This window comes from Amycolatopsis alkalitolerans, assembly GCF_006152065.1.
Lineage (GTDB): Bacteria > Actinomycetota > Actinomycetes > Mycobacteriales > Pseudonocardiaceae > Amycolatopsis_E > Amycolatopsis_E alkalitolerans.
Genome location: NZ_VDFW01000010.1, coordinates 119,717 through 142,901, shown reverse-complemented (window position 1 = coordinate 142,901; position 23,185 = coordinate 119,717). Strand labels below are relative to the sequence as shown.

Annotated in this window: 23 protein-coding genes and 1 pseudogene; 21 read left to right on the top strand and 3 right to left on the bottom strand. The window is 71.3% G+C overall.

The features are described 5' to 3' along the window. Nucleotide 1: 1 nt before the first annotated feature. Entirely contained in the window at nucleotides 2–925 is a 924-nt protein-coding gene (locus FG385_RS14330; protein WP_160148796.1) for an ACP S-malonyltransferase, read from the top strand. Here FG385_RS14330 and FG385_RS14325 read toward each other — a convergent pair. Then, nucleotides 866–1,807: a helix-turn-helix transcriptional regulator gene (locus FG385_RS14325; protein WP_139097199.1), complete on the bottom strand. Its 942-nt coding sequence runs from the start codon at nucleotides 1,805–1,807 to the stop codon at nucleotides 866–868. The two genes, FG385_RS14330 and FG385_RS14325, sit on opposite strands and share 60 nt — an antisense overlap. Before the next feature lie 188 nt (nucleotides 1,808–1,995). On the opposite strand from FG385_RS14325, the gene FG385_RS14320 reads away from it, so the two are divergent. The 7 genes from FG385_RS14320 to FG385_RS14290 all read left to right on the top strand — a co-directional run bounded on the left by FG385_RS14320 (nucleotide 1,996) and on the right by FG385_RS14290 (nucleotide 8,111). Further along, a complete protein-coding gene (locus tag FG385_RS14320) occupies nucleotides 1,996–3,438 on the top strand; it encodes an outer membrane protein assembly factor BamB family protein (RefSeq protein WP_160148795.1) in 1,443 nt (480 codons plus the stop codon). Nucleotides 3,439–3,561: 123 nt separating this feature from the next. Beyond that, on the top strand, nucleotides 3,562–3,933 hold the full coding sequence (locus tag FG385_RS14315; RefSeq protein ID WP_139097197.1) for a thioredoxin family protein: 372 nt from the start codon (nucleotides 3,562–3,564) through the stop codon (nucleotides 3,931–3,933). Further along, a complete protein-coding gene (locus tag FG385_RS14310; RefSeq protein ID WP_139097196.1) occupies nucleotides 3,930–4,274 on the top strand; it encodes a HesB/IscA family protein in 345 nt (114 codons plus the stop codon). The genes FG385_RS14315 and FG385_RS14310 overlap by 4 nt, the downstream gene beginning before the upstream one ends. 131 nt (nucleotides 4,275–4,405) lie before the next feature. Further along, on the top strand, nucleotides 4,406–5,314 hold the full coding sequence (locus tag FG385_RS14305; protein ID WP_139097195.1) for a LysR family transcriptional regulator: 909 nt from the start codon (nucleotides 4,406–4,408) through the stop codon (nucleotides 5,312–5,314). Nucleotides 5,315–5,360: 46 nt separating this feature from the next. After that, nucleotides 5,361–6,392 (top strand): class II fructose-bisphosphatase, encoded by a 1,032-nt coding sequence (glpX, locus tag FG385_RS14300; protein ID WP_235022566.1) that lies wholly within the window; start codon nucleotides 5,361–5,363, stop codon nucleotides 6,390–6,392. Next, nucleotides 6,389–7,393 (top strand): class I fructose-bisphosphate aldolase, encoded by a 1,005-nt coding sequence (locus tag FG385_RS14295; protein WP_139097194.1) that lies wholly within the window; start codon nucleotides 6,389–6,391, stop codon nucleotides 7,391–7,393. The genes glpX and FG385_RS14295 overlap by 4 nt, the downstream gene beginning before the upstream one ends. Continuing rightward, nucleotides 7,383–8,111 (top strand): HAD-IA family hydrolase, encoded by a 729-nt coding sequence (locus FG385_RS14290; RefSeq protein WP_139097257.1) that lies wholly within the window; start codon nucleotides 7,383–7,385, stop codon nucleotides 8,109–8,111. The genes FG385_RS14295 and FG385_RS14290 overlap by 11 nt, the downstream gene beginning before the upstream one ends. Here FG385_RS14290 and FG385_RS14285 read toward each other — a convergent pair. Next, complete coding sequence (locus FG385_RS14285) at nucleotides 8,086–9,276, bottom strand: GAF domain-containing sensor histidine kinase (protein WP_139097193.1); 1,191 nt, start codon at nucleotides 9,274–9,276, stop codon at nucleotides 8,086–8,088. The genes FG385_RS14290 and FG385_RS14285 overlap by 26 nt on opposite strands. Then, nucleotides 9,273–9,935, bottom strand: coding sequence for a response regulator (locus FG385_RS14280; RefSeq protein ID WP_139097192.1), 663 nt, complete (start codon nucleotides 9,933–9,935; stop codon nucleotides 9,273–9,275). The genes FG385_RS14285 and FG385_RS14280 overlap by 4 nt, the downstream gene beginning before the upstream one ends. 134 nt (nucleotides 9,936–10,069) lie before the next feature. Between FG385_RS14280 and rpe the strand changes: the two genes are divergently transcribed. From rpe to nuoK, 13 genes and pseudogenes are all read left to right on the top strand, one after another. Further along, on the top strand, nucleotides 10,070–10,762 hold the full coding sequence (rpe, locus tag FG385_RS14275; RefSeq protein ID WP_139097191.1) for a ribulose-phosphate 3-epimerase: 693 nt from the start codon (nucleotides 10,070–10,072) through the stop codon (nucleotides 10,760–10,762). Continuing rightward, nucleotides 10,759–12,783, top strand: a complete 2,025-nt coding sequence (gene tkt / locus FG385_RS14270) for a transketolase (protein ID WP_139097190.1) — start codon at nucleotides 10,759–10,761, stop codon at nucleotides 12,781–12,783. The genes rpe and tkt overlap by 4 nt, the downstream gene beginning before the upstream one ends. Further along, nucleotides 12,768–13,712, top strand: coding sequence for a phosphoribulokinase (locus tag FG385_RS14265; RefSeq protein WP_139097189.1), 945 nt, complete (start codon nucleotides 12,768–12,770; stop codon nucleotides 13,710–13,712). Before tkt ends, FG385_RS14265 begins: the two co-directional genes overlap by 16 nt. 22 nt (nucleotides 13,713–13,734) lie before the next feature. Then, nucleotides 13,735–14,211, top strand: a pseudogene (locus FG385_RS14260) (NuoB/complex I 20 kDa subunit family protein); the annotation flags it as partial. Continuing rightward, complete coding sequence (locus FG385_RS14255; protein WP_139097188.1) at nucleotides 14,211–14,885, top strand: NADH-quinone oxidoreductase subunit C; 675 nt, start codon at nucleotides 14,211–14,213, stop codon at nucleotides 14,883–14,885. The pseudogene FG385_RS14260 and the gene FG385_RS14255, both read left to right, overlap by 1 nt. After that, a complete protein-coding gene (locus FG385_RS14250) occupies nucleotides 14,885–16,198 on the top strand; it encodes an NADH-quinone oxidoreductase subunit D (protein WP_139097187.1) in 1,314 nt (437 codons plus the stop codon). Before FG385_RS14255 ends, FG385_RS14250 begins: the two co-directional genes overlap by 1 nt. Further along, a complete protein-coding gene (gene nuoE / locus FG385_RS14245; RefSeq protein ID WP_235022565.1) occupies nucleotides 16,195–16,758 on the top strand; it encodes an NADH-quinone oxidoreductase subunit NuoE in 564 nt (187 codons plus the stop codon). Before FG385_RS14250 ends, nuoE begins: the two co-directional genes overlap by 4 nt. Further along, nucleotides 16,755–18,053, top strand: coding sequence for an NADH-quinone oxidoreductase subunit NuoF (nuoF, locus tag FG385_RS14240; protein WP_139097185.1), 1,299 nt, complete (start codon nucleotides 16,755–16,757; stop codon nucleotides 18,051–18,053). The genes nuoE and nuoF overlap by 4 nt, the downstream gene beginning before the upstream one ends. Next, nucleotides 18,050–20,488, top strand: a complete 2,439-nt coding sequence (locus FG385_RS14235; RefSeq protein ID WP_139097184.1) for an NADH-quinone oxidoreductase subunit G — start codon at nucleotides 18,050–18,052, stop codon at nucleotides 20,486–20,488. The genes nuoF and FG385_RS14235 overlap by 4 nt, the downstream gene beginning before the upstream one ends. Further along, on the top strand, nucleotides 20,485–21,687 hold the full coding sequence (nuoH, locus tag FG385_RS14230) for an NADH-quinone oxidoreductase subunit NuoH (RefSeq protein ID WP_139097183.1): 1,203 nt from the start codon (nucleotides 20,485–20,487) through the stop codon (nucleotides 21,685–21,687). Before FG385_RS14235 ends, nuoH begins: the two co-directional genes overlap by 4 nt. Further along, nucleotides 21,680–22,204, top strand: a complete 525-nt coding sequence (gene nuoI / locus FG385_RS14225; protein WP_139097182.1) for an NADH-quinone oxidoreductase subunit NuoI — start codon at nucleotides 21,680–21,682, stop codon at nucleotides 22,202–22,204. The genes nuoH and nuoI overlap by 8 nt, the downstream gene beginning before the upstream one ends. After that, entirely contained in the window at nucleotides 22,201–22,881 is a 681-nt protein-coding gene (locus FG385_RS14220) for an NADH-quinone oxidoreductase subunit J (protein ID WP_139097181.1), read from the top strand. Before nuoI ends, FG385_RS14220 begins: the two co-directional genes overlap by 4 nt. Beyond that, the gene (nuoK, locus tag FG385_RS14215; protein WP_139097180.1) at nucleotides 22,878–23,177 is read left to right on the top strand and encodes an NADH-quinone oxidoreductase subunit NuoK; all 300 of its coding nucleotides are present in this window, start codon (nucleotides 22,878–22,880) and stop codon (nucleotides 23,175–23,177) included. The genes FG385_RS14220 and nuoK overlap by 4 nt, the downstream gene beginning before the upstream one ends. The last annotated feature ends 8 nt before the right edge of the window (nucleotides 23,178–23,185 follow it).

Below are 23,185 nucleotides of genomic sequence, written 5' to 3'. Positions count from 1 at the left end.
CGTGCGCGCCACGAGTTTGCCCGGTGTCGCGTTCGCGGGGCAGGGGGTCCGGCCGGAGGTCGTGCTGGAGAGCCTGCGGCGGCACGGGGCGCATCCCCTCGTCCCGGCGTTGCTCGATGCGCTGCGGGCGCCCACGCTGGAGGCGCTCGACCTGACCGACACGCGCGTCGTGCAACCGGCGATCTACGTCGCCGGGCTGGCCGCGGCGGAGGCTCGCTTCGGCCCGGCCGCCGAGGTTCCCCTCGTTGCCGGCCACAGTCTCGGCGAGCTGGCGGCGCTCGCCTACGCCGGTGTTGTCGGCGCGGAGGACGGGCTCCGGCTCGCCTTGGCGCGCGGGCGGCTTTGCCAGGCCGTGCAGCGGAAGCGTCCGGGTGCGATGGCCGCCGTGGTCGGGCTCGAACCGGTGGCGGTGGAGTGGCTGCGCCGGCAGGTGGTCGCAGAGCGGCCCGGTGTGCTTGAGATCGCCGCCGTGAACGGGCAGCGGCAGGTCGTGCTGTCCGGCGACCGTGCCTCGGTGGCGCTGGCGGTCGCGCGGGTGGCGGACACCGCCGCGCGCGCGGTCGAGCTGCCCATCGGCGGGGCTTTCCATTCCCCGCTCATGATCGGTGCTCTGCCCGGGTGGCGGGCGGCGTTGCGGGCGGCCACGTTCTCGCCGTGCCGGACCAGGGTCGTCTCGTGCGTGGACGCGGAGCAGCACGACGATCCGGCGGATCTGCGGGAACTGCTCGCGAAGGCGCTCATGCTCCCCGTTCGCTGGGCCGACACGGTGGAAACGGTCCGGCGGCTCGGTGTGTGTGAACTCTGGGACGCGGGCCCTGGCACGGTCCCGCGGGCACCGGGCCGCCGCGGCCACGCGGCGGCGGTTTCAGCCGTGGGAGGGGGCGAGTCCTTGCCGGCGCGCGAAAGCGACCACCTCCTCTCGTGAGGACAGCCCCAGCTTGCGCCGTACGTGGTGGACGTGGTTGCGCACGGTGCTACCGCTCACGAACAGGGCGCGGGCGATCCGCTCGTAGGAGTAGCCCATCGCGAGCAGGCCGATGATCTCCCGTTCCCGCCGGGTCAGGCCGAACTCGCGGGCGGCGGGCACGAGCTGGTCGGCGATGCCCGCGGCCAGCGACTCGTACTCGTTGGAGCGTTCCTCGCAGATGCGCCGCACCGCGTCCAGGACGTCGGTGCTCGACGCCGCTTCCGGAGGCACCCCGCACCGGCTGAGCACCTCGCCGACGACCCCGCGGAAGGTCGCGGCGATCCGTTCGCGTTCCGTCTCGGCGGCGCGCAGCAACCGCTCCCGCACGGTCAGTTCCCGGCACAGGGCGAGCAGGAACGCGGCGAGCATGATCCAGACCAGCAGCAGTGGCAGGCGCACCGCGCCGTCCGGGATGAGCCAGACCTGGTGCACCAGGCGGACCCCGATCGCGAGCACGAACAGGATCAGGCCGGCGACCATACCGGGTCTGCGGAACCGTGCGGCCAGCTCCACCACCAGCAGCGGCACGAAAGCGGCCGGAATCGCCTGCGCGTCGCCGACGAACGCGGCGTAGTCCGCCACGGTCAGCACGGTGTCCGCGACGAGTACCCGGCGGCCGAGACTGCGCAGCTCGGCCGCGGAGCGCGGCCTTCGCAGCGCGAAGTGGACGTATCCGTTGAGGGCCACCGCGGCGAGCGCCAGCTCGACGGTACCCGACAGACGGCCCGCGCCGAGGATCGCCGCCGTCGCGACGGCCAATGCGGCCACCGCGTACCGCAGCCAGCAGAGCATCCGCTCCATACCCGAGGTGTCGGTCGCCGGATCACTGTGGACGGTCATGATCGCCTCGCGGTCTGCGCCGCAACTCCGTCGTCGCGAAACGCCTGCCTAGTGTGAAGCGTGGGCCGTCTAGGTTCAATAGACGCCGCCGTCTACGTGAAGTCCAACCAGTTCGCGGGTCTCGCACCATGGTAAATAGGCACGCACGGCTCCAGCCTTCGTACGTCCCGACGAAAGGAGGCGGTGCCGTGCGTGCAAGTAAGACGCTCGCGGCCGTTTCGGTGGCGCTGATGATGGTGACGGCGGCGTGTGGCCGCCAGGACGCGGGTAGCCCGCCGGGGAGCCAGTTCCCGGCTACCTGGACGGTCTACGGCGGCAACCCCGAGCACAACGCCGTGTTCGACGTGCCCGGCGACGCCCAGCCCTGGGTCCGCGACGGTGTGTCATGGCAGTTCCGTGAGGCGATGGGCTTGCCACTCGACGGTGGGCCCCAGGATGAGAACGTGCTCGGTTACCTCGCCGCTTCGGTGAAGACGACCCAGATGATCGGCAATGCCGTCGGGGTGACCGCGGTCGACGGGAAGATCTTCGCGGAGTCGGACTGGAACCGGGCGTACGCGCTGGACGCGAAGACCGGCAAGAAGCTCTGGGAGACCGAGCTGATGAGCGAGGCGATGGGGAATCCGGTCGTCGCCGACGGCCTGGTCTTCGTCGGCGTCGGCGACACGGGGTTCTCGTTCAGCAACGTTCAGCGGTACGCGGCCGGCGGGCAGGTGAACCGCGGCATGGGCTACGGCGCGGTGTCGGCGCTGGATGAGCGGACCGGCAAGGAGGTCTGGCATTTCTCCACGGTCGGCGAGGACATGCCGTCCGTGGTGTATCTCAAAGGCCGTATCTACTTCGGAAACGGCGACGGCCACATGTACGCGCTGGACGCGAAAACCGGCAAGCCGGCGTGGGTGACCCAGGTGGGCGGCTTCGACAGCATGTCGTCGGCCAACTACTGGCACGATCCACGGACCGGCCGCGACCTCGTGGTGGCGGGCTTCAGCGCGCCGAACTACCTCTACGCGTTCGATGCCGAGACCGGGAAGGTGGCGTGGAAGGCCACCGTGCCGGGCGTGTACAACACCGGCATGGGCGACAACACGCCTACCGTCGATTCGCAGCGCGGGCTCGTCTTCCAGGATTCCGTGGTGGACTTCGACCAGGCCACGAAGACCTCCGACCTCGCGCTGTTCGGGGTCGATGCGAGCAGCGGGAAGGTGACCTGGGAGACCAAGCTGGGCCGCGGGCCGAGCCCGCTCGCCTACAAGGCGGCGATCAGCATGGTGCGCGACGGCGTGGTCTACGTGGGCAACCCCGCCACCGGGTTCCTGACGGCGCTCGACGAGACGAGCGGTCGCGTGCTGTGGCGTACGGATCTGGGTACCTACACCTGGAAGGGGAAGGAGTATCACATCCAGAACCGCGGTGGGCCGGTCTTCTATCACGGTGTGCTGTACCAGGCGGCCGGTGCGTACGTGTTCGCGGTTGATCCCGCCAGCGGGCGGGTGCTGTCGCGGTTCGACGCCGGCGGCCGTTACGGCATCGTGAATCCGGTCATCGTCGGCGGCACGATGTACCTCGGCAACTCGTGGGGCTGGGTGACGGCGACACCGATGTCGAAGGTTCATCCGGGAGGGGGCTGACGGTCGCGTTCCCGGGGCCGCCGGCCTTCCCCCGGCGGCCCCGGGAACGGTTCCACGGTGGGGGGGTGTGCAACCGGCCCTATCGGCGGTACCATACCCGGCACGGTATACGAGGAGGTATGCATGGCGCCGGTGACGGTGACGACCGAGGGCTTCGCGGCTTTCGGGACGAGTGCGGACATCCTCTTCATCGAGTTCGGCGATTCCTGCGAGCCGGTCACCGCCGAGTTCGCCCGTGCTTCGGAACGGTATCCCGAGCTGAGGTTCGGTACCGTCGACGTGACGGCGGAACCCGGACTCGGCCGTGCGTTCGGAATCGCGGCCGTGCCGGCCTTGATGATCGTCCGCGACGGGATCGTGCTGTACGCGCGCGAAGGCGCGACGGCCGGGCCGCTGCTGGAGGAGCTGATCGCGAAGGTGCGCACCGTGGACATGGAGACGGTGCGACGCCGTCTCGCCTCGGACCCGGCGCTGGCCGGGAAAGGAGTGGCATGACACTCGAACAGCAGACCCACGACCTCACGGTGACCGAGGCCGCGGCCGGGAAGGCCAAGGCCCTGCTCGCCCAGGAAGAGGGCGGCGACCTGCGGCTCCGCATCGCGGTACAGCCGGGCGGCTGCGCCGGTCTGCGATACCAGCTCTTCTTCGACGATCGGAGCCTCGAGGACGACCTCGTGCGCGAATTCGACGGGCTGCGCATCGCGGTGGACCGGATGAGCGCCCCGTACCTGGCGGGCGCGGTCATCGATTTCGTCGACACGATCGAGCAGCAGGGGTTCACGATCGACAACCCGAACGCGTCGGGTTCCTGCGCCTGCGGCGACTCGTTCCACTGAGTTGGCTTGGATAAGCGGCGGAGCCGCGTGCGGTGGGCCGTCAACCGGCGCCGCTGCCCGCACCGCCACGCAAGTCACCTTTTGAGCAGTAACTACTGGCCCGGCGGGCCGGTGACGGGTAAGACGAGTGGATGACGACCACAGCGAGGCTGCGGGCCTTCGTCGCGGTGGCCGACACCGGATCGGTGCGGGCGGCGGCGGCCCGCCTCGTGCTGACCGAGTCCGCCGTGTCCGCGGCGATCGGCGCGCTCAGCAACGATGTGGGCGTGCCGCTGGTCGAGCGGAACGGGCGCGGTCTGCGGCTCACGCCGTCCGGAGAGACCTTCGCCGGTTACGCCCGCGCGATTCTCGGGCTCCACGACGAGGCGCTGTCCGCGGCCCGTGGTGACCCGGACCCGGCCCGCGGGCGAATCCGGCTCGCCGCGGTGACGACCGCGGCCGACCATCTGCTGCCGGCGGCGCTGGCCGGCTTCCGCGCCGAGTACCCGGACGTCCTGCTGCGGCTGGACGTGGGCACGAGCGAGCACGTGTGGGCCTTGCTGGACCGCCACGAGACCGATCTCGTGATCGCCGGGCGGCCCCCGCAGCGTACCGCCGACGTCGTGATCCGGGCCGTACGCCGGAACGATCTCGTGCCGGTCGCGGCGCCTTCCGTCGCGGCGGCGTTCGAGCCCGGCGTCACCACGTGGTTGATGCGCGAGACCGGCTCCGGTACGCGCTCGACGTGTGAGGCGCTGCTCGGCGGGCTGGAACTCGACCCACCGCGGCTGACGCTCGGATCCAACGGCGCGGTCGTCGCCGGCGCCGTCGCCGGGCTCGGCGTCACGCTGGTGTCACGTGAGGCGGTGGCGCATCGGCTCGCCGCGGGCGACCTGGTGACGGTGCGGTTGCCGGGCACGCCGCTGCGCCGCCCGTGGCACGCGGTGACCCACCGGCGGGCCCCGGCGACCGTCGAGCTGCTCGTGACGCACCTGATCGCCGGACGGGGCTGGCGGCGGCCACGCGGTTCCCCCGCCCGTTCCACCCGCAGGGGGAGCTGACCGGTTCGTGGCACTCCTACCGTGCTGAGCACGGGAAGGAGGCCGCGTGGAATCCAGGACAGCCCGGCCAGCGCCGGATCGAAACCTCGCGCTCGATCTGGTCCGGGTCACCGAAGCGGCCGCGATGTCCGCCGGCCGGTGGGTGGGCCGTGGCGACAAGAACGGCGCGGACCGGGCGGCGGTGGACGCGATGCGCGCGATGACCGACACGCTGCCGATCCGGGGCGTCGTGGTGATCGGCGAGGGCGAGAAGGACGAGGCGCCCATGCTGCACAACGGCGAGGAGATCGGCAGCCGGGACGGGCCGCCGTGCGACGTGGCGGTCGACCCGATCGACGGGACGACGTTGACCTCGAAGGGAATGGGCAACGCGATCTCCGTGCTCGCGGTCAGCCCGGCCGGCACGATGTACGACCCGTCCGCGGTGTTCTACATGGACAAGCTCGTGACCGGGCCCGACGCGGCGGACGCCGTCGACATCGAAGCCCCGGTGGCGCACAACGTCCGCGCGGTCGCCAAGGCCAAGGGCGGCGATCCCGAGGACGTGACCGTCTGCATACTCGACCGGCCCCGGCACAGCCGTCTGGCCGAAGAAGTACGTGAGGCCGGGGCCCGGATCCGGTTCGTCTCCGACGGCGACGTGGCCGGTGCGGTGATGGCCGCGCGCGAGGGTACCGGTATCGACCTTCTGCTGGGTGTCGGCGGAACTCCGGAGGGCGTCATCGCCGCTTGCGCGCTGAAATGTCTCGGCGGCGTCATCCAGGCCCGCCTGTCCCCTCGCGACGATGAGGAACGCGAGCGGGCGCTGGCTGCGGGACACGACTTGAGCCGGGTGCTGACCACGAACGACCTCGTGGCCGGTGAGGAGGCCTTCTTCGTCGCCACCGGGGTCACCGACGGCCAGCTGCTCCGTGGGGTCCGGTATGGACGGCTCGCGGCGACCACCGAATCGCTGGTGATGCGCGCGCGCAGCGGCACCGTGCGGTATGTGGTCAGCGAGCACAAGCTCGATCGCCTCGGCGCCTACAGCGTGGTCGACTACCGCCACCACACGGAAGAAAAGGAGTTCAGCGCGTGAGCGTGCAAGCCACCGCCGCCGAAATGGTGGCCCCGGGCAAGGGGATCCTCGCCGCGGACGAAAGCATCGCGACCATGTCCGCCCGGCTGGAGAAGGCCGGCGTCGCACCGACGGAGGAGAACCGGCGGGCCTACCGCGAGCTCCTCGTCACCACTCCAGGCCTGGCGGACGGGATCAGCGGCGTGATCCTCTGTGACGAGACCTTCCGTCAGTCCACATCGGACGGACAGACGTTCCCGGCGGCGCTCGCCGGCGCCGGGCTGCTGCCCGGCATCAAGGTCGACACCGGTGCGAAGCCGCTCGCGGGGGCGCCGGGGGAGAAGGTCACGGAGGGCCTCGACGGGCTACGCGAGCGGCTCACCGAGTACGCCGGGCTCGGCGCGCGGTTCGCCAAATGGCGTGCGGTGATCGTGATCGGCGACGGCAGGCCGGGCAGCTGGGCACGCCGGGCGAACGCCCACGCGCTGGCCCGTTACGCCGGACTGTGCCAGGAAGCCGGCGTCGTGCCGATCGTCGAACCCGAGGTCCTGATGGACGGTGAGCACTCCATGGCGGCGTGCGCCGCGGCGACCACGGCGACGCTGGTCGACGTCTTCGCCGAACTGCGCGAGGCCGGTGTCGCTCTGGCGGGGGCCGTGCTGAAGCCGAACATGGTGGTACCCGGCAAGTCCTCCGGTGAGCTCGCGGATCCCGAGCAGGTCGCGAAGGCCACGGTCGCCACGCTGCGCGGCGTGGTCCCGGAGGAGGTCGCCGGGATCGCCTTCCTGTCCGGCGGCCAGCCGGTCACCCAGGCGACGGAAAACCTGGCCGCGATGCAGGGCTTCGACGTGCCGTGGCCGCTCACGTTCTCGTTCGGCCGGGCTCTGGTGGACCCCGCGCTGGCGGCCTGGCAGGGGCAGCCGGAACGGGTCGAGGCCGGGCAAGACGCGCTGGCGGACCGGGTGCGCTGCAACTCGGCCGCGCTGAACGGCGGCGAACTGGCGCGTGACGATGTCGCATGAGCCGTTCGCGGCGGTCGTGTTCGACGTCGACGGCACCCTCGTCGACAGCGAGCGCGACGGGCACCGGCCGTCGTTCAACGCGGCCTTCGCGGCGAACCAGCTGCCCTACAGCTGGGACGTCGGGGAGTACGGCCGGCTGCTCGACATCACCGGTGGCCGCCGCCGGCTGGCCGCCTACCTGGAGAGCCGCGGGCACGATGCGAGCGAGGCGGCCGATCTCGCGGCGCGGCTGCACCGTGACAAGACCGAGCGGATGCGAGATCTCGTTACGAACGGCGGGATCGCCGCGCGGCCCGGGCTCCGGGAGCTGCTGCGGGAGCTGACATCGGCCGGGGTGCGGCTGGCCGTCGCCACGACGGGCACCCGCGAGTGGGTGGAACCGTTGCTGGACCGCCTGTTCGGCCCGGACCTGTTCGAGGAAGTGGTGACCGGCACCGAGATCCGCGCGCTCAAACCGGATCCGGCGGTCTACCTCGAGGTGCTGCGCCGCCTCGGGCTGCCCGCGTCCCGCGCGGTCGCGGTGGAGGATTCCGCCAACGGCCTGCGCGCCGCGGTCGCCGCGGGCCTCTCGTGCGTCGTGGTGACCAACGACTACACCCGCCGCCAGAACTTCACCGGCGCGGCCGCGGTCTATCCCGGATTCGCGGCGTGCCGGGCCGACCACGGCGGGCCGCTGAGCGCCGGGATCGGGGTCACCGGACGGGAACGCGTGCGGTGACCGTGGTCCCCTGCCCTGGCCGCGAGGTGATGGCCAGCCGGCCGCCGATGAGCTCCGCGCGCTCGGCCATGCTGACCATGCCGTAGCCGCCGGAAGGGGAGCCGTCACCGAAGAACGCCCCGTCCCGGTCGAAACCGCGCCCGGTGTCGCTGACCTCGAGGACGACCTCGCCGGCATCGGTCCTCAGTCGCAGGGCGACCGCCCTCGTCTGCGCGTGCTTGACGACGTTCTGCAGTGCCTCCTGCGCGATCCGGTACAGCGCGATCGCGGCGTGGTCCGGCAGCGTGCAGTCCTCGGTGTCCACCAGCACGTCCAGTTCGCCGAGGGACCGGGCGAGGCTCGCGAGGCTGTCGGCGAGGCCGAGATCGTCCAGCACCGGCGGCCGCAGGCCGTTGATCGCCGCCCGTGCCTCGTCGAAGGTGAGGTCGGCCAGTTCGCGTGCCCGCTCGACCTGCTCGGCCGCGAACCCGCAGCCCTCGCTCAGCGCGCCGGCCGCCGCGTCGAGGTGGAAGCGAAGGCTGACCAGCCGCTGGGTGATGCCGTCGTGGATGTCCGCCGCCAGCCGGCGCCGTTCGGTCTCCTGCGCCGCGATGACCTGCTCGGTGAACCGCTCGTGCGCGCGTTCGCGCGCGGTGAGCCGGCGATGCAGCCGGGCCTGGTGGATCGCCCCGGCGAGCAGGCTGCCGATCGAGGTGAGCAGCCGCACGTCCCGGTCGGTGAAATCGCGCCGGACGCGGGTGTGCACGTTGAGCACGCCGACCAGGCCGCCGGGTTCGCTCGCCATCGGCACCGACACCATCGACGTGTAGTCCTCGCCGCGCAACTGGGGGAAGTAGCGGTAGCGCGGGTCCCGTTCCTTGTGCTCGACGAGGACCACCGGCTGACCGTGGCTCGCGGCCCATCCCGCGACGCCCTCGCCGAGCGGCAGCCGTACCGCGCCGACCTGGTCGTCGAACGGGGGCGTGGCACCGGCCAGTGTCAGCGAACGGTCGGTGTCGTCGAGCACGTGCACGAAACACACGTCGGTGTTCGTCGCCTCGGCGATCAGGGGCGCGACCCTGGCCGCCAGCAGGGTGAGCTCCGGCCCGGCGGAGATGGCTTCGATGATGCCGACCAGCAACGCGTTTTCGCGCCCGGGGTCGGCGAGGCCGAGACCTTGGTTCACTGGAAGATTCCTTCGCGCAGCGCGGTGGCGACGGCACCGGCCCGGTCGTTGACGTCGAGCTTGCGGAAGATGGCCCGTACGTGGCTCTTGATCGTCTCCTCGCCGAGCACGAGCTTGCCGGCGATGGCGCGGTTGGACAGTCCCGCCACGAGATGGCCGAGCACCTCGCTTTCGCGCTGGGTCAGCGACAGGTGCGCGCCCGGCCAGAACTCGCCGGCCTGCAGCCGTGCCGCGGACGCGACGGCCCGCCCGGCCATGCTGGGGTCGACGACCTTCTCGCCGGCGGCGGCGAGTTCGAGCTGGCGGACCAGTTCCTCGCCGCCGATCGACTTGAGCAGGTAGCCCGCCGCGCCCGCCCGCATGGCCTGGAAGAGGTACTGCTCGTCGTCGTACGCGCTCAGCAGGACCACCCTGCGGTCCGGGGCCGCGTCGATCAGCCGGCGGCACAGGTCCAGCCCGCTCATCGAACCACGCAGCCGCACATCCACCAGGACGATGTCCGGATCGAGGCTGGCCACCAGTGACTGCGCCTCGTCCGCGTCGAGTGCCTGCCCGACGACCCGTACGCGACCGCGAAAACGTCCCAGGACCGCTTTGAGTCCTTCGAGGACCATGGCGTGGTCGTCGACCACCAGGACTCGCAACGGCTGGTTCTGCATAACTGGAGTTTACGCGCAACGACCCTGTTCCCGGCGATTTCGCGATTCCCCCGTCCGCACCCCCGTGCGGGGGGATCGCCCCGCCGCGGCCCCGACTTACCTTTCGGATGACAACGACTCGGGAGGTCTGGAGAATGCAGCCGACCCCACCGCGGCCGCGCCTGGTGGCTTCGATACTGCCGGCGGATTTCGCCCGGCTCGGCGAGGAATGCCGTTCCCTCGAGGAAGCCGGAATAGATCGCATCCAGTGGGACGTCATGGACGGCGTTTTCGTGCCGAACCTGACCATCGGGCCCGACGTGATCGCGTCGGTGCGCCGCGTGGTCGACGTCGGATTCGAGGCACACCTGATGGTAGTGCGGCCCGAACCCCTGCTCGAACGCTGGGTCGAGGCCGGTTGCGAGCTCGTGATCGTGCACGCGGAGACGTGCCGGCATCTGCACCGGACGCTGACCGCGATCCTCGATCTGGGTGTCCGCGCCGGCGTCGCGGTGAATCCGGCGACGCCGCTGTCGGCCATCGAGCATGTGCTCGATCTCGTGGATCTGGTGCTGGTGATGACCGTGAATCCCGGTTTCGGCGGCCAGGCCTACCTGTCCACAATGGAATCCAAGATCGCGGAGGCGCGAGCTCTCATCGAGCGGACCGGGCGGCCGATCGAGCTGGAGGTCGACGGCGGGATCGGGCCGGACACCATCGGCGGCGCGGCGCGTGCGGGGGCGACCACCTTCTGCACCGGGTCCGCGCTGTTCCGCCGGCGTGGCGCGATGGCGGCGGAACTCGCGCGGCTGCGGCAGCTCGCGACGGTGCGCGAGGACGCGGCATGAACCGGCGGGACGAACACTGGGACGAGGCGGACGACCTCGCGGTCACCACGATCCGCATGCTCGCGGCCGACGCCGTGCAGGAGGCCCGCAGTGGCCATCCCGGGCTCCCGATGGGCGCCGCGGTGCCGGCGTGGGCGCTGTGGTCGCGGTTCCTGCGGCACGATCCGGCGGAGCCGGGATGGCCGGACCGGGACCGGTTCGTGCTCTCGGCCGGGCACGGTTCGATGCTGCTCTACGCGTTGCTGCACCTGTTCGGCTACGACCTGGCGGCCTCGGAACTGCGCGAGTTCCGCCAGTGGGGTTCGCGCACACCGGGGCATCCGGAGTACGGCCACACGCCCGGCGTGGAGACCACCACGGGGCCGCTCGGGCAGGGTCTGGCGAACGCGGTGGGGATGGCACTGGGCGAGCGGATGCTCGCCGCCCGTGCCAACACACCGGAGCACACCGTGGTCGGCCACCGCACCTGGGTGCTGGCCGGGGACGGCGACCTGATGGAAGGCATCAGCCACGAGGCCGCGTCGCTGGCCGGGCACCTCGGCCTGGGCCGCCTGATCGTCGTCTTCGACGACAACGACGTCACGATCGACGGGCCCGCGAGCCGGAGTTGCTCCGACGACGTGGCGGCCCGGTTCGCGGCGTACGGCTGGCACACCACGCGTGTCGCCGACGGCAACGACGGGCCGGCGGTGATCGCGGCGCTCGCCGAGGCGGCCGCCGAGGAAGGCAGGCCGAGCCTGGTCGCGGTGCGCACCACGATCGGGTACGGCGCACCCGGGGTGGCGGGCACCAGCAAGGCACACGGCGCGCCGCTCGGCGACGAGCGGCTCGCCGCCACCCGTGCGGCCTTCGGCTGGCCGGCGGAGAAGTTCCACGTGCCGCCCGAAGTCGGCAAGCGGTGCGCCGAACTGGCGGCCCGCGCGCAGACCGAGCAGTTCGCGTGGACCGACCGTCGCCGGCAGTGGGTCCAGGCGCATCCCGAGCTGGCCGCGCAGTGGGATCCGGCGGCGCCGCTGGGCCCGCCGGCCGGTCTCGCCGGATGGCTGCCGGTGTTCGAACCGGGCACGAAAATGGCCACCCGGAAGGCTTCCGGCATCGTGCTGGAGTCGGTCGCCACGGTCTTTCCGAGCCTGGTGGGCGGATCCGCGGATCTGGCGGCCTCCACGAACACGACGATCCCGGGCGGCGGCGACGTGTCCGCGGCCGACCAGGGCGGCCGGACGCTGCATTTCGGCATCCGGGAGCACGCGATGGCCGGCGTGCTGAACGGCCTCACCCTGCACGGCGGGTTCCGGTGCTACGGCAGCACTTTCCTGGTCTTCTCCGATTACCTGCGGCCGTCGATCCGGCTGGCCGCGCTGATGGGGCTGCCGGTGGTGTTCGTGTTCACCCACGACTCGATCATGGTCGGCGAGGATGGCCCGACCCACCAGCCGGTGGAGCAGCTGGAGTCGCTGCGGCTCATCCCGGACCTCGCGGTGCTGCGGCCGGCCGACGCCAACGAAACCGCGGCGTGCTGGCAGGTGGCGCTGGAGCGGGCCGGCGGGCCCACCGCGCTCGTGCTGAGCCGGCAGGATCTGCCCGTACTGCAGCCGCCGTCGGAGGACCACCCGATCGGCCGCGTCGGCGCCCGTCCAGTGTGGACGAACGCGCGCGAGCCCGAGATCGTGCTGGCCGCCACGGGTTCCGAGGTCGCGCTGGCGCTCGGCGCCGCCGGTGAACTGGCGGATGAAGGCGTCGCCGTCGAGGTCCTGTCGGTGCCGTGGCGCGAGCAGTTCGAGCGGGCACTGGCCACGGGCGAGGCCCGGCTGCCGGACTGCCCGGTGGTGTGGATCGAGGCCGGCGTGCCCGGCGGATGGCAGGCACTGGCCCGCACCGGCGACGCGGTGCTCGGGCTGAGCCGGTTCGGCGCGAGCGCACCCGGTGCGACCGTGTACGCCGAACTCGGGTTCACGGTCACGGCCGTGGTGGAGACGGCCCTGCGGAAGATGGGACGGGAGCGGGCATGCCCCACAAGCTGATCCGGATCGAGCGAGTCGAAAACGACCGGCCCGGCCGGCCGGTGATGATCGCCGTCGCCGGCGACAGCGCCGCCGGCAAGACCACGCTGACCGCGGGACTAGCCGAGGCACTCGGCCCGGACCGGGTCACCACGATCTGCGTGGACGACTACCACCGTTATGACCGCCGCGAACGCAAGGGGCTGCCGTTCACGGCGCTGCATCCCGACTGCAACTACGTCGAGATCATCGAACAGCATCTGCAGCTGCTCGCGACCGGCCGCCCGATCCTCAAGCCGGTCTACGACCACCACACGGGGGAGCTGACCCGGCCCGAGCTGGTGGAGCCGCACGAGTTCGTGATCGTCGAGGGGCTGCTTCCCCTGCACACCAGGTTGACTCGCGCCTGCTTCGACATCTCGATCTATCTCGATCCGCCCGAGGAGGTCCGGCGGCAGTGGAAAGTAAAGCGGGACACCGAGAAGCGCGGTTACCAGACCGAAGCGGTGCTCGCCGAGCTGGAGCGGCGTGAGCCCGAGTCGGCCGAGTTCATCCGCCCGCAGCGGGCCTTCGCCGATATCGTGGTCCGCTTCGCGCCGATCGCCGGCCGGCACGATCCGCCCGGCACGCCGCTGTCGGCGGAGCTGCTGCTGCGGCCCACGATGAACCATCCGGACCTGAGCCGGGTGCTGGCCGGCAACGAGCAGCGAGCCATCCACCTCAAGCTCACCAGGGACGCCGACGGCCGCCCGGTCGACACCCTGCACATCCACGGGTACGTGCCCCGCGAAGAAAGCCTCGTGGTGGAGAAGGCGATCTGGGAACGGCTCGGCGTCGACGCCGGGGAGGTGCCGCTCACGCTCGGCAACCTCGGCGGGGGCGTGCGCAGCGAGCCGCTGGCCATCACGCAGCTTCTGTTGCTGTCCCACCTGCTCGACCCCAACCGCTGACAGTCGATCGCGCGGAGGAACTATGGGCCTGGAAGAGAAGCTGCCCAGCGGCTTCCTGCTCACCGGCGTCGAGAAGCTCGCCGGGTGGGTGCGGAAGAACTCGCTGTGGCCGGCCACGTTCGGGCTGGCGTGCTGCGCGATCGAGATGATGGCGACCGGCGCGGGCCGCTACGATCTGGCCCGCTTCGGGATGGAGGTGTTCCGCGCGTCCCCGCGCCAGGCGGACCTGATGATCGTCGCCGGGCGGGTGAGCCAGAAGATGGCACCGGTGCTGCGCCAGGTCTACGACCAGATGGCCGGCCCGAAGTGGGTGCTGTCGATGGGCGCGTGCGCGTCTTCGGGCGGCATGTTCAACAACTACGCGATCGTCCAGGGCGTCGATCACGTGGTGCCGGTCGACGTGTACCTGCCCGGCTGCCCGCCCCGCCCCGAGATGCTCATGCACGCGATCCTCACCCTGCACGAGGAAATCCAGCGAAGGCCGATGGGAGCGGCTCGATGAGCGCCGAGCGCCCGGGCGTCGTTTCCGTCCGCGCCGGAATGTTCGGAGTGGACGGTCCCGGTGACACGTCCGGGTACGGCCGGCTGCGCCACACGGTCCGGCAGCCCGAAGGAAGCCCGCGACCATACGGGGGCTGGTTCGATGAGGTGACCGACCAGCTGGCGAACGAACTCGCCGAGCACGGGGTGCCGCTCACCGATGCCGTGCCGCGTGCCGTCGTCGATCGCGGCGAGCTCACCTTCGTCGTGCGGCGCGAACGGCTCCTTCAGGTCGTCATGGCACTGCGCGACGTGCCGGCCCTGCGGTTCGAACTGTGCTGCTCGGTTTCCGGCGTGCACTACCCGCAGGACGAGGGCGCCGAACTGCACGCGACCTACCACTTCCTGTCCATCACCCACAACCGGCGCCTCCGCCTCGAAGTGTCCTGTCCCGACGGCGATCCGCGGATCCCGTCGATCGTGCCGGTGTACCCGACCGCGGACTGGCACGAGCGCGAGACCTACGACTTCTTCGGGGTCGTGTTCGACGGCCACCCCGGGCTCACCCGCATCCAGATGCCCGACGACTGGGACGGGCACCCGCAGCGCAAGGACTACCCGCTCGGCGGCATTCCCGTCGAGTACCCGGACGCGTCCGTGCCACCGCCCGACGAGCGGAGGTCGTACCGCTGATGTCCACAGTGGAATTCCGCGAGGAGAGTGCCGCGGTGTTCACGGTCGCCGGCGGCGACTGGGACACCGTCGTCGACGGCGCCGGCGAGGTGCCGGAAGAGCGGGTCGTGGTCAACATGGGACCGCAGCACCCGTCCACGCACGGGGTGCTGCGGCTGATCCTGGAGCTGGCGGGCGAGACGGTCACCGATGCGCGGTGCGGGATCGGCTACCTGCACACCGGGATCGAGAAGAACCTGGAATACCGGACATGGACGCAGGCGGTCACGTTCATCACGCGGATGGACTACCTGGCTCCGTTCGCGAACGAGGTCGCCTACTGCCTCGCCGTGGAGAAGCTCCTCGGTATCACCGAGCAGGTGCCCGAGCGCGCGAGCGTCATCCGCGTCCTGCTGATGGAGCTCAACCGGATCTCCTCGCACCTGGTGTCGATCGCGACCGGCGGGATGGAGATCGGCGCGCTCACCGTGATGACCATCGGTTTCCGGGAACGCGAACTGGTCCTCGACCTGTTCGAGCTGATCACCGGGCTGCGGATGAACCACGCCTTCGTCCGGCCCGGTGGCGTGGCACGCGACCTGCCGGAGGGGGCGGACGAGCACATCGCGGGGTTCGTGAAGGTGATGCGCGAGCGGATCCGCGACTACGAGCAGCTGTGCACCGCGAACCGGATCTTCCTGGCGCGCACGCGGGATATCGGCTACCTCGACCTCGCCGGCTGCCTGGCGCTCGGGATCACCGGGCCGATCCTGCGCGCCGCCGGGCTGCCGCACGATCTGCGCAAGAGCGAGCCGTACTGCGGCTACGAGAACTACGAGTTCGACGTGGCGACCTGGGACGGCTGCGACGCCTACGGCCGGTTCCGGGTGCGGCTGGAGGAGATCAGGCAGTCGCTGTCGATCGTCGAGCAGTGCCTGGACCGGCTGCGGCCGGGCCCGGTGATGGTGGCGGACCGGAAGATCGCCTGGCCCGCGCAACTGACCGTGGGCGGAGACGGTCTGGGCAACGACCACGAGTACGTCCGCGAGATCATGGGCGAGTCGATGGAGTCGCTCATCCACCACTTCAAGCTGGTCTCCGAGGGTTTCCGGGTGCCACCGGGACAGGTGTACTCGGCGGTGGAGTCCCCGCGCGGGGAGATGGGCGTGCACGCGGTCAGCGACGGCGGCACCCGCCCGTACCGCGTGCACATGCGCGACCCCTCGTTCGTCAACCTCCAGGCCGTTCCCGCGATGTGCGAGGGCGGCATGGTCGCCGACGTGATCGCCTCGATCGCGTCGATCGACCCGGTGATGGGAGGTGTCGACCGGTGACCACAGTGGACAGTACGGTATGGACTGAGCTGGCGGCGGACGCGGACGCGGTCGTCGCGCGCTACCCGCAAGCCCGCTCGGCACTGCTGCCGTTGCTGCACCTCGTGCAGTCGGCGGAAGGCCACGTCTCGGCCGCTGGCATCGAGTTCTGCGCGCGGCGGCTCGGCCTCACCGTCGCCGAGGTCCAGGCGGTCGCGACCTTCTACACGATGTACAAACGCGCCCCGGTCGGCGACTACCTCGTCGGGGTCTGCACCAACACGCTGTGCGCGGTCATGGGCGGCGACGCCATCCTCGCCGCCTTGCGGGAGTACGTGCCCGAAGACGGCTCCATCACGCTCGAGGCATTGGAGTGCAACGCGGCCTGCGACCACGCGCCGGTGATGATGGTCAACTGGGAGTTCTTCGACACGATGACCCCCGCGGCCGCGCGGCAGCTCGTCGACGACCTGCGTGCCGGGCGCGCGGTGTCGCCCTCGCGAGGTACGAGTCCACTGTGCACGTTCCGGCAGACCTCGCGCCTCCTGGCCGGGTTCTGCGAGGAAGGGGGCACGCCATGACGCCGGTGCTCACGCGGACGTGGGATGAGCCGGAGTCGTGGACGCTGGAGACCTACCGGCGGCACGACGGCTACCGCGCGCTCGCGACCGCGCTGGCCATGCCGCCCGACGACGTGATCGCCGCGGTCAAGGCCGCCGGGCTGCGGGGGCGTGGCGGGGCGGGTTTCCCGACCGGCGTGAAATGGGGCTATATCCCGCAGGGCGACGGCAAACCGCACTACCTGGTGGTCAACGCCGACGAGTCGGAGCCGGGCACGTGCAAGGACGTGCCGCTGATGATGGCCTGCCCGCACGAACTGATCGAGGGTGTCGTCATCGCCGCCTACGCGATCCGTGCGCGGCAGGCGTTCATCTACGTCCGCGGCGAGGTGGCCCCGGTGCTGAGGAGGCTGCACGCGGCCGTCGCCGAGGCGGCCGCCGCCGGCTACCTCGGCGAGGACATCCTCGGTTCGGGGTTCTCCCTCGACGTCGTGGTGCACGCGGGCGCGGGCGCCTACATCTGCGGCGAAGAGACGGCGTTGCTGGACTCGCTGGAGGGCCGGCGAGGGCAGCCACGGCTGCGCCCGCCGTTCCCCGCGACCGCGGGCCTTTACGCCTGCCCGACCGTGGTCAACAACGTCGAGACGATCGCGAGCGTGCCCGCGATCCTGCGCGAGGGCGCGGCCTGGTTCCGCTCGATGGGCACCGAGAAGTCCCCGGGTTTCACGCTGTACTCGCTTTCCGGGCATGTCGCGCGGCCCGGTCAGTACGAGGCTCCACTCGGGACCACGTTGCGAGACCTGCTCACCCGCGCGGGCGGCGTCCGCGACGGGCACCGGCTGAAGTTCTGGACGCCGGGTGGTTCCTCGACCCCCATCCTCACCGCGGAACATCTGGACATCCCGCTCGACTACGAGGGCGTCGCGGCGGCCGGATCCATGCTCGGCACCAAGGCGCTGCAGATCTTCGACGAGACGACGTGTGTGGTGCGTGCGGTGCTGCGCTGGTCGGAGTTCTACGCGCACGAATCGTGCGGCAAGTGCACGCCGTGCCGCGAGGGCACGTTCTGGCTGACGCGGATCCTCGAAGAACTGGAGCGCGGCACTGCGGGCGTGGACGACCTGGACAAGCTGCTCGACGTGTGCGACAGCGTCGCGGGCCGCTCGTTCTGCGCCCTCGGTGACGCCGCCACCAGCCCGATCGTCTCGTCGGTCGCCCACTTCCGGGACGAGTACCTGGCGCATCTGCGGCTCGGCGCGTGCCCGTTCCCGCCTGAGCGCAGCGCGCTCTTCGCCGACGAGGGAGCCCGGCGGTGACCGCCACGAGCGAGGAGACCGAGCTGGTCACGCTGACCGTCGACGGAACCGAGATCACCGTGCCCCCGGGCACGCTGGTGATCCGCGCCGCCGAAGCGGCCGGCGTCGAGATCCCCCGGTTCTGCGATCACCCGCTGCTCGAACCGGCTGGCGCCTGCCGCCAGTGCCTCGTGGAGGTGACCGGGCAGGCGAAACCCGTCACCGCGTGCACGGCGGCGGTGACCCCTGGGATGGCGGTGCGCACCCACCTCACCTCGCCGATGGCCGAGCGCGCGCAACGCGGGGTGATGGAACTGCTGCTCATCAACCACCCGCTGGACTGCCCGGTCTGCGACAAGGGCGGCGAATGCCCGCTGCAGAATCAGGCCATGACGAACGGCGGCACCCGGTCCCGGTTCGCCGGTCCCAAGCGCACCTTCCCGAAGCCGGTCGCGATCTCCAGCCTCGTGCTGCTCGACCGCGAGCGGTGCGTGCAGTGCGCGCGCTGCACCCGGTTCGCCGAGCAGGTGGCGGGCGATCCGCTGATCGCGCTGATGGAGCGAGGTTCCGAGCAGCAGATCGGGGTGGGGGAGTCGACCACGTTCGACTCGTACTTCTCCGGCAACGCGGTGCAGATCTGCCCGGTCGGCGCGCTCACCGCGAGCTCGTACCGGTTCCGCTCCCGCCCCTTCGACCTGGTGTCGACGCGGGGGGTGTGCGAGCACTGCGCCGCCGGCTGCGCCATCCGTACCGATTCGCGGGGCGGCGAAGTCGTGCGACGGAACGCGGGTGACGATCCGGCGGTCAACGAGGAATGGAGCTGCGACAAGGGACGGTGGGCCTTCCAGTACGCCACCGCGGCCGACCGGCTCACCGCGCCGCTGGTGCGGGACCGCTGGACCGGCCGCCTCGAATCCGTGCCATGGCCGGACGCGCTGGCGGCGGCCGCCGCGGGGCTGGTCGCGGCGCGCGGCAACGCGGGTGTGCTGACCGGCGGGCGCTTGAGCCTGGAAGACGCCTACGGCTACGCGAAGTTCGCGCGGATCGTGCTCGGTACGAACGATGTGGACTTCCGCGCCCGGCCGCTTTCCGTGGAGGAAACGGGTTTCCTCACCACGATGGTCGCGCCTGGGGATGGCCCCGCCTACGCGGACCTGGAGCGCGCGCCGGTCGTGCTGCTCGCCGGGCTCGAACCCGAGGAAGAAGCGCCGATCGTGTTCCTGCGGCTGCGTAAGGCCGTCCGGGCGGGCCTCCGGGTGCTGTCCGTTGCACCGTTCGCCAGCCGTGGCTTGGAAAAGCTCGAGGGAACGCTGCTGCGCGTGGTGCCCGGCGAGGAGGCCGGTGCACTGGCCTCGGACGAAGCACGGCAGGCGCTTTCCCTTCCTGGCACGGTGATTCTCGTGGGCGAGCGGCTCGCGGGCTCGGCCGGTGCGCTGACCGCGGTGGCCCACCTGGCCGAGGAGTCCGGCGCGGCGCTGGGCTGGGTGCCGCGCCGCGCCGGGGACCGCGGCGCGCTGGAGGCGGGAGCGTTCCCCACGTTGCTGCCCGGCGGCCGTCCGGTGGCCGATGCCGGGGCCCGCGCCGAAGTGGCCGGGGCGTGGGGAGTGCGCTCGCTACCGGCGGAACCTGGCCGTGACACCGAATCGATCCTCGCCGCGGGCGCGGGCGGCGACCTCGGCGCGCTGCTCGTGGCCGGGGTCGAGCCCGCCGACCTGCGCGACCCCCGCACGGCCTTGCAGGCCCTCGAACGGACGCCGTTCGTCGTGAGCCTGGAAACGCGTGCCGGGGCGGTGACCGAGCGCGCCGACGTCGTGCTCCCGGTCGCGGTGCCCAGCGAGAAGGCAGGGACGTTCGTCAACTGGGAGAACCGGCACCGCGCGTTCGAAGCCGCCGTGCGCGACGTGGGCCGCTGGCCCGACCATCGGGTGCTGACCGCGATCGCCGCCCGCGCGGGTGCGGATCTGGGCACCGTGGACGGCGCGCGGCAGGAACTGGCCCGGCTCGGTTCCTGGTCCGGGGCCCGGCCCCGGTTCGAACCGGTCAGCCCGGTGCACGTCGCGCCGCGCGAGGGCGAGGCCGTGCTCGCCACCTGGCGGATGCTGCTGGACAACGGCCGCCTCCAGGACGGCGAGCCGAACCTGGCCGCCGCGGCGCGCCGCCCGGTCGCGCGGCTTTCGGCGAGCACCGCCGCCGAAATCGGCGTGGCGGACGGCGATGGTCTCACGGTGTCCACGGCGACGGGCTCGATCACCCTGCCGCTCGCGGTCGCCGACCTGCCCGAGCGGGTCGTGTGGCTCCCGCAGAACTCGAAGGGCTGCACCGTGCTGGAGACGCTCGGCGCGCCCAGCGGCTCGCTAGTGCGGATCGCCCCGAATGCCGTGAGGGACCCCCTCATGCCCTATAGGGCCGTGAGGGACCCCCTCACGGCACCTCGTCTGGAGGGTGAGGCGAGATGACCGCGGCACAGTTGCTCGCGCGGGACCCGTGGTGGCTGGTCGCCGGGAAGGCGGTCGCGATCTTCGCCCTGCTGCTGCTCATCACCATGTTCTGCGTCGTCTACGAGCGCAAGGTCGTGGCCTTCATGCAGATGCGGGTCGGCCCGGACCGGGTCGGCCCGTGGGGCACCCTGCAGTCGCTCGCCGACGCGCTCAAGCTCGCGCTGAAGGAGGACATCACCCCGAAGGCGGCCGACCGCGTGGTGTTCGTGCTGGCCCCGATGATCGCCGGGACGTGCGCGTTCCTGTCGATGGCGGTCATCCCGTTCGGCCCCGCGGTGACCGTGTTCGGCCACACCACCGCCCTGCAGCTCACGGATCTGCCCGTGGGCGTGCTGTTCGTGCTCGCCGCCGCGTCGACCGGGGTCTACGGCATCGTGCTGGCCGGCTGGTCATCGGGCTCGGTGTACCCGCTGCTGGGCGGGTTGCGCTCGGCGGCGCAGGTGATCTCCTACGAGATCGCGATGGCCCTGTCGTTCGTCAGCGTCTTCCTCGTCGCCGGTTCGATGTCCACATCGGACATCGTGCAGGCCCAGCAGCGGCTGTGGTTCGGGGTGCTGCTGGCCCCGTCCCTGCTGATCTACCTGGTGGCGATGGTGGGGGAGACCAACCGCGCGCCGTTCGACCTGCCCGAGGCCGAGGGTGAGCTGGTCGGGGGTTTCCACACCGAGTACTCGTCGCTGAAGTTCGCGACGTTCATGCTCGCCGAGTACATCAACATGGTCACGGTGTCCGCGCTGGCCAGCACCCTGTTCCTCGGCGGCTGGCGGGCGCCGTGGCCGATCTCGTTGTGGGACGGGGCGAACCGGGGAGGCTGGCCCGCGTTGTGGTTGCTGGGCAAGGTGTTGCTGCTGCTGTTCGTGTTCATCTGGCTGCGCGGCACGCTGCCCCGGCTGCGCTACGACCAGTTCATGGCGCTGGGGTGGAAGGGCCTGATCCCGTTCTCGCTGGGCTGGATCGTCGTGGTGGCCGTCGTGAAGACACTGCGCGACCAGGGCGCCGGGGCCGGCGCCCTGGTCATCGCCGGCGCGGTCGCCGTCGTGCTGGCTGTGGCGCCGCTGGCGTTCCGCCGCAGGCGTGGACGGCCCAGGCCCGTCGACAACGGCTACCCGGGGTTTCCGGTGCCGCGCACACCGTTGAGGGAGGCCGGGCGTGGGTAGGTTCCTCGATTCCGTCGCGGGGTTCGGTGTCACCTTCGGGGCGATGTTCCGCAAACCCACCACGGAGTTCTATCCGGAGCACCGCAAGGAGACGCCGGACGGCTTCCACGGCCGTCACGTGCTCAACCGGTATGCCGACGGGCTGGAGAAATGCGTCGGCTGCGAGCTGTGCGCGTGGGCCTGCCCGGCGGACGCGATCCACGTGGAGGGTGCGGACAACACCGACGCCGAGCGGTACTCGCCGGGTGAGCGGTACGGCCGGCGGTACGAGATCAACTACCTGCGCTGCATCTTCTGTGGCCTGTGCGTCGAGGCCTGCCCGACGCGGGCGCTGACGATGAGCCCCGAGTTCGAGCTCGCGGACCTGGGCCGCGAGCAGCTGGTGTTCACGAAGGAGCAGTTGCTGGCGGAGCTGGGTCCCGGCATGGTCGCGCCGCCCCATCCCATGGCGCCGGGAACGAGCACCGCCGACTACTACGCGGACCGGGTACTGCCGGTGGAGGGGAGCACCCGATGACCGAGACGATCATGTTCTGGATTCTCGCGCCGGTCGTCGTGGCGGCCGCCGCCGGCATGCTGGCGGCGCCTAAGGCCGTGCACAGCGCTCTGCTGCTCGCGCTGGCCATGCTCGGCCTGGCGGTCTGCTACCTCGGGCAGGGCGCGGCCTTCCTCGCCGTGGTCCAGGTCGTGGTCTACGCCGGCGCGGTGATGATGCTGTTCCTGTTCGTGCTGATGACGGCCGGCGTCGACGCCGCCGAGTCACTGGTGGAGCGGTTGCGCGGGCAGCGGGTGGCCGCCGTGCTGACCGGGCTCGGGTTCGCGGTGCTGGTCGTCGCGGGGGTCGGCGCCGCGGCGCTCGCGCCGTCCGGACCGGCCGCGCCGGCCGGTAGCGACGTACCGGGTCTCGCGACGCTGATCTTCACCCGGTACGTCTGGGCCTTCGAGGTGACCAGCGCGCTGCTGATCACCGCCGCGCTGGGCACGATGACGCTGGCCGGGCAGCGCGGCGCCGCCCGCAAGACGCAGCGCGAACTGTCGCGGGAGCGGATCCGCCGGCTCATGCTGGGCGGCCAGGTCAGCCCCTTGCCGCCGCCGGGCGTCTACGCGGACCGCAACTCGGTGGACGTTCCGGCGCGGCTGCCGGACGGCACACCCGCGTGGCATTCCGTGCCGGGCCGCCGAGGTGCTCGGTGAACCCGGCGAACTACCTCTACCTCTCGGCCGTCCTGTTCGGACTGGGCGCCGTCGGTGTCCTGATGCGGCGCAACGCGATCGTCGTGCTGATGTGCGTCGAGCTGATGCTCAACGCGGCGAATCTGGCGTTCGTCGCCTTCTCACGGATGCACGGCCACCTCGACGGCCAGGTGTTCGCGTTCTTCACCATGGTCGTCGCCGCCGCGGAGGTCGTGGTCGGCCTCGCGATCGTGATGGCCGCCTTCCGCGACCGCCGGTCGTCCTCGATCGACGACGCCAACCTGCTCAAGCATTGAGGGAATGC

Excerpts from the sequence above, each read along its gene's own strand:
- FG385_RS14220 (WP_139097181.1), top strand. The coding sequence starts at position 22,201 with ATGACCGAGACGATCATGTTCTGGATTCTCGCGCCGGTCGTCGTGGCG.
- tkt (WP_139097190.1), top strand. The coding sequence starts at position 10,759 with ATGAACCGGCGGGACGAACACTGGGACGAGGCGGACGACCTCGCGGTC.
- rpe (WP_139097191.1), top strand. The coding sequence starts at position 10,070 with ATGCAGCCGACCCCACCGCGGCCGCGCCTGGTGGCTTCGATACTGCCG.
- nuoH (WP_139097183.1), top strand. The coding sequence starts at position 20,485 with ATGACCGCGGCACAGTTGCTCGCGCGGGACCCGTGGTGGCTGGTCGCC.
- nuoF (WP_139097185.1), top strand. The coding sequence starts at position 16,755 with ATGACGCCGGTGCTCACGCGGACGTGGGATGAGCCGGAGTCGTGGACG.
- FG385_RS14265 (WP_139097189.1), top strand. The coding sequence starts at position 12,768 with ATGCCCCACAAGCTGATCCGGATCGAGCGAGTCGAAAACGACCGGCCC.
- FG385_RS14255 (WP_139097188.1), top strand. The coding sequence starts at position 14,211 with ATGAGCGCCGAGCGCCCGGGCGTCGTTTCCGTCCGCGCCGGAATGTTC.
- FG385_RS14250 (WP_139097187.1), top strand. The coding sequence starts at position 14,885 with ATGTCCACAGTGGAATTCCGCGAGGAGAGTGCCGCGGTGTTCACGGTC.
- FG385_RS14310 (WP_139097196.1), top strand. The coding sequence starts at position 3,930 with ATGACACTCGAACAGCAGACCCACGACCTCACGGTGACCGAGGCCGCG.
- FG385_RS14305 (WP_139097195.1), top strand. The coding sequence starts at position 4,406 with ATGACGACCACAGCGAGGCTGCGGGCCTTCGTCGCGGTGGCCGACACC.
- FG385_RS14280 (WP_139097192.1), bottom strand. The coding sequence starts at position 9,935 with ATGCAGAACCAGCCGTTGCGAGTCCTGGTGGTCGACGACCACGCCATG.
- FG385_RS14325 (WP_139097199.1), bottom strand. The coding sequence starts at position 1,807 with ATGACCGTCCACAGTGATCCGGCGACCGACACCTCGGGTATGGAGCGG.
- FG385_RS14290 (WP_139097257.1), top strand. The coding sequence starts at position 7,383 with ATGTCGCATGAGCCGTTCGCGGCGGTCGTGTTCGACGTCGACGGCACC.
- FG385_RS14315 (WP_139097197.1), top strand. The coding sequence starts at position 3,562 with ATGGCGCCGGTGACGGTGACGACCGAGGGCTTCGCGGCTTTCGGGACG.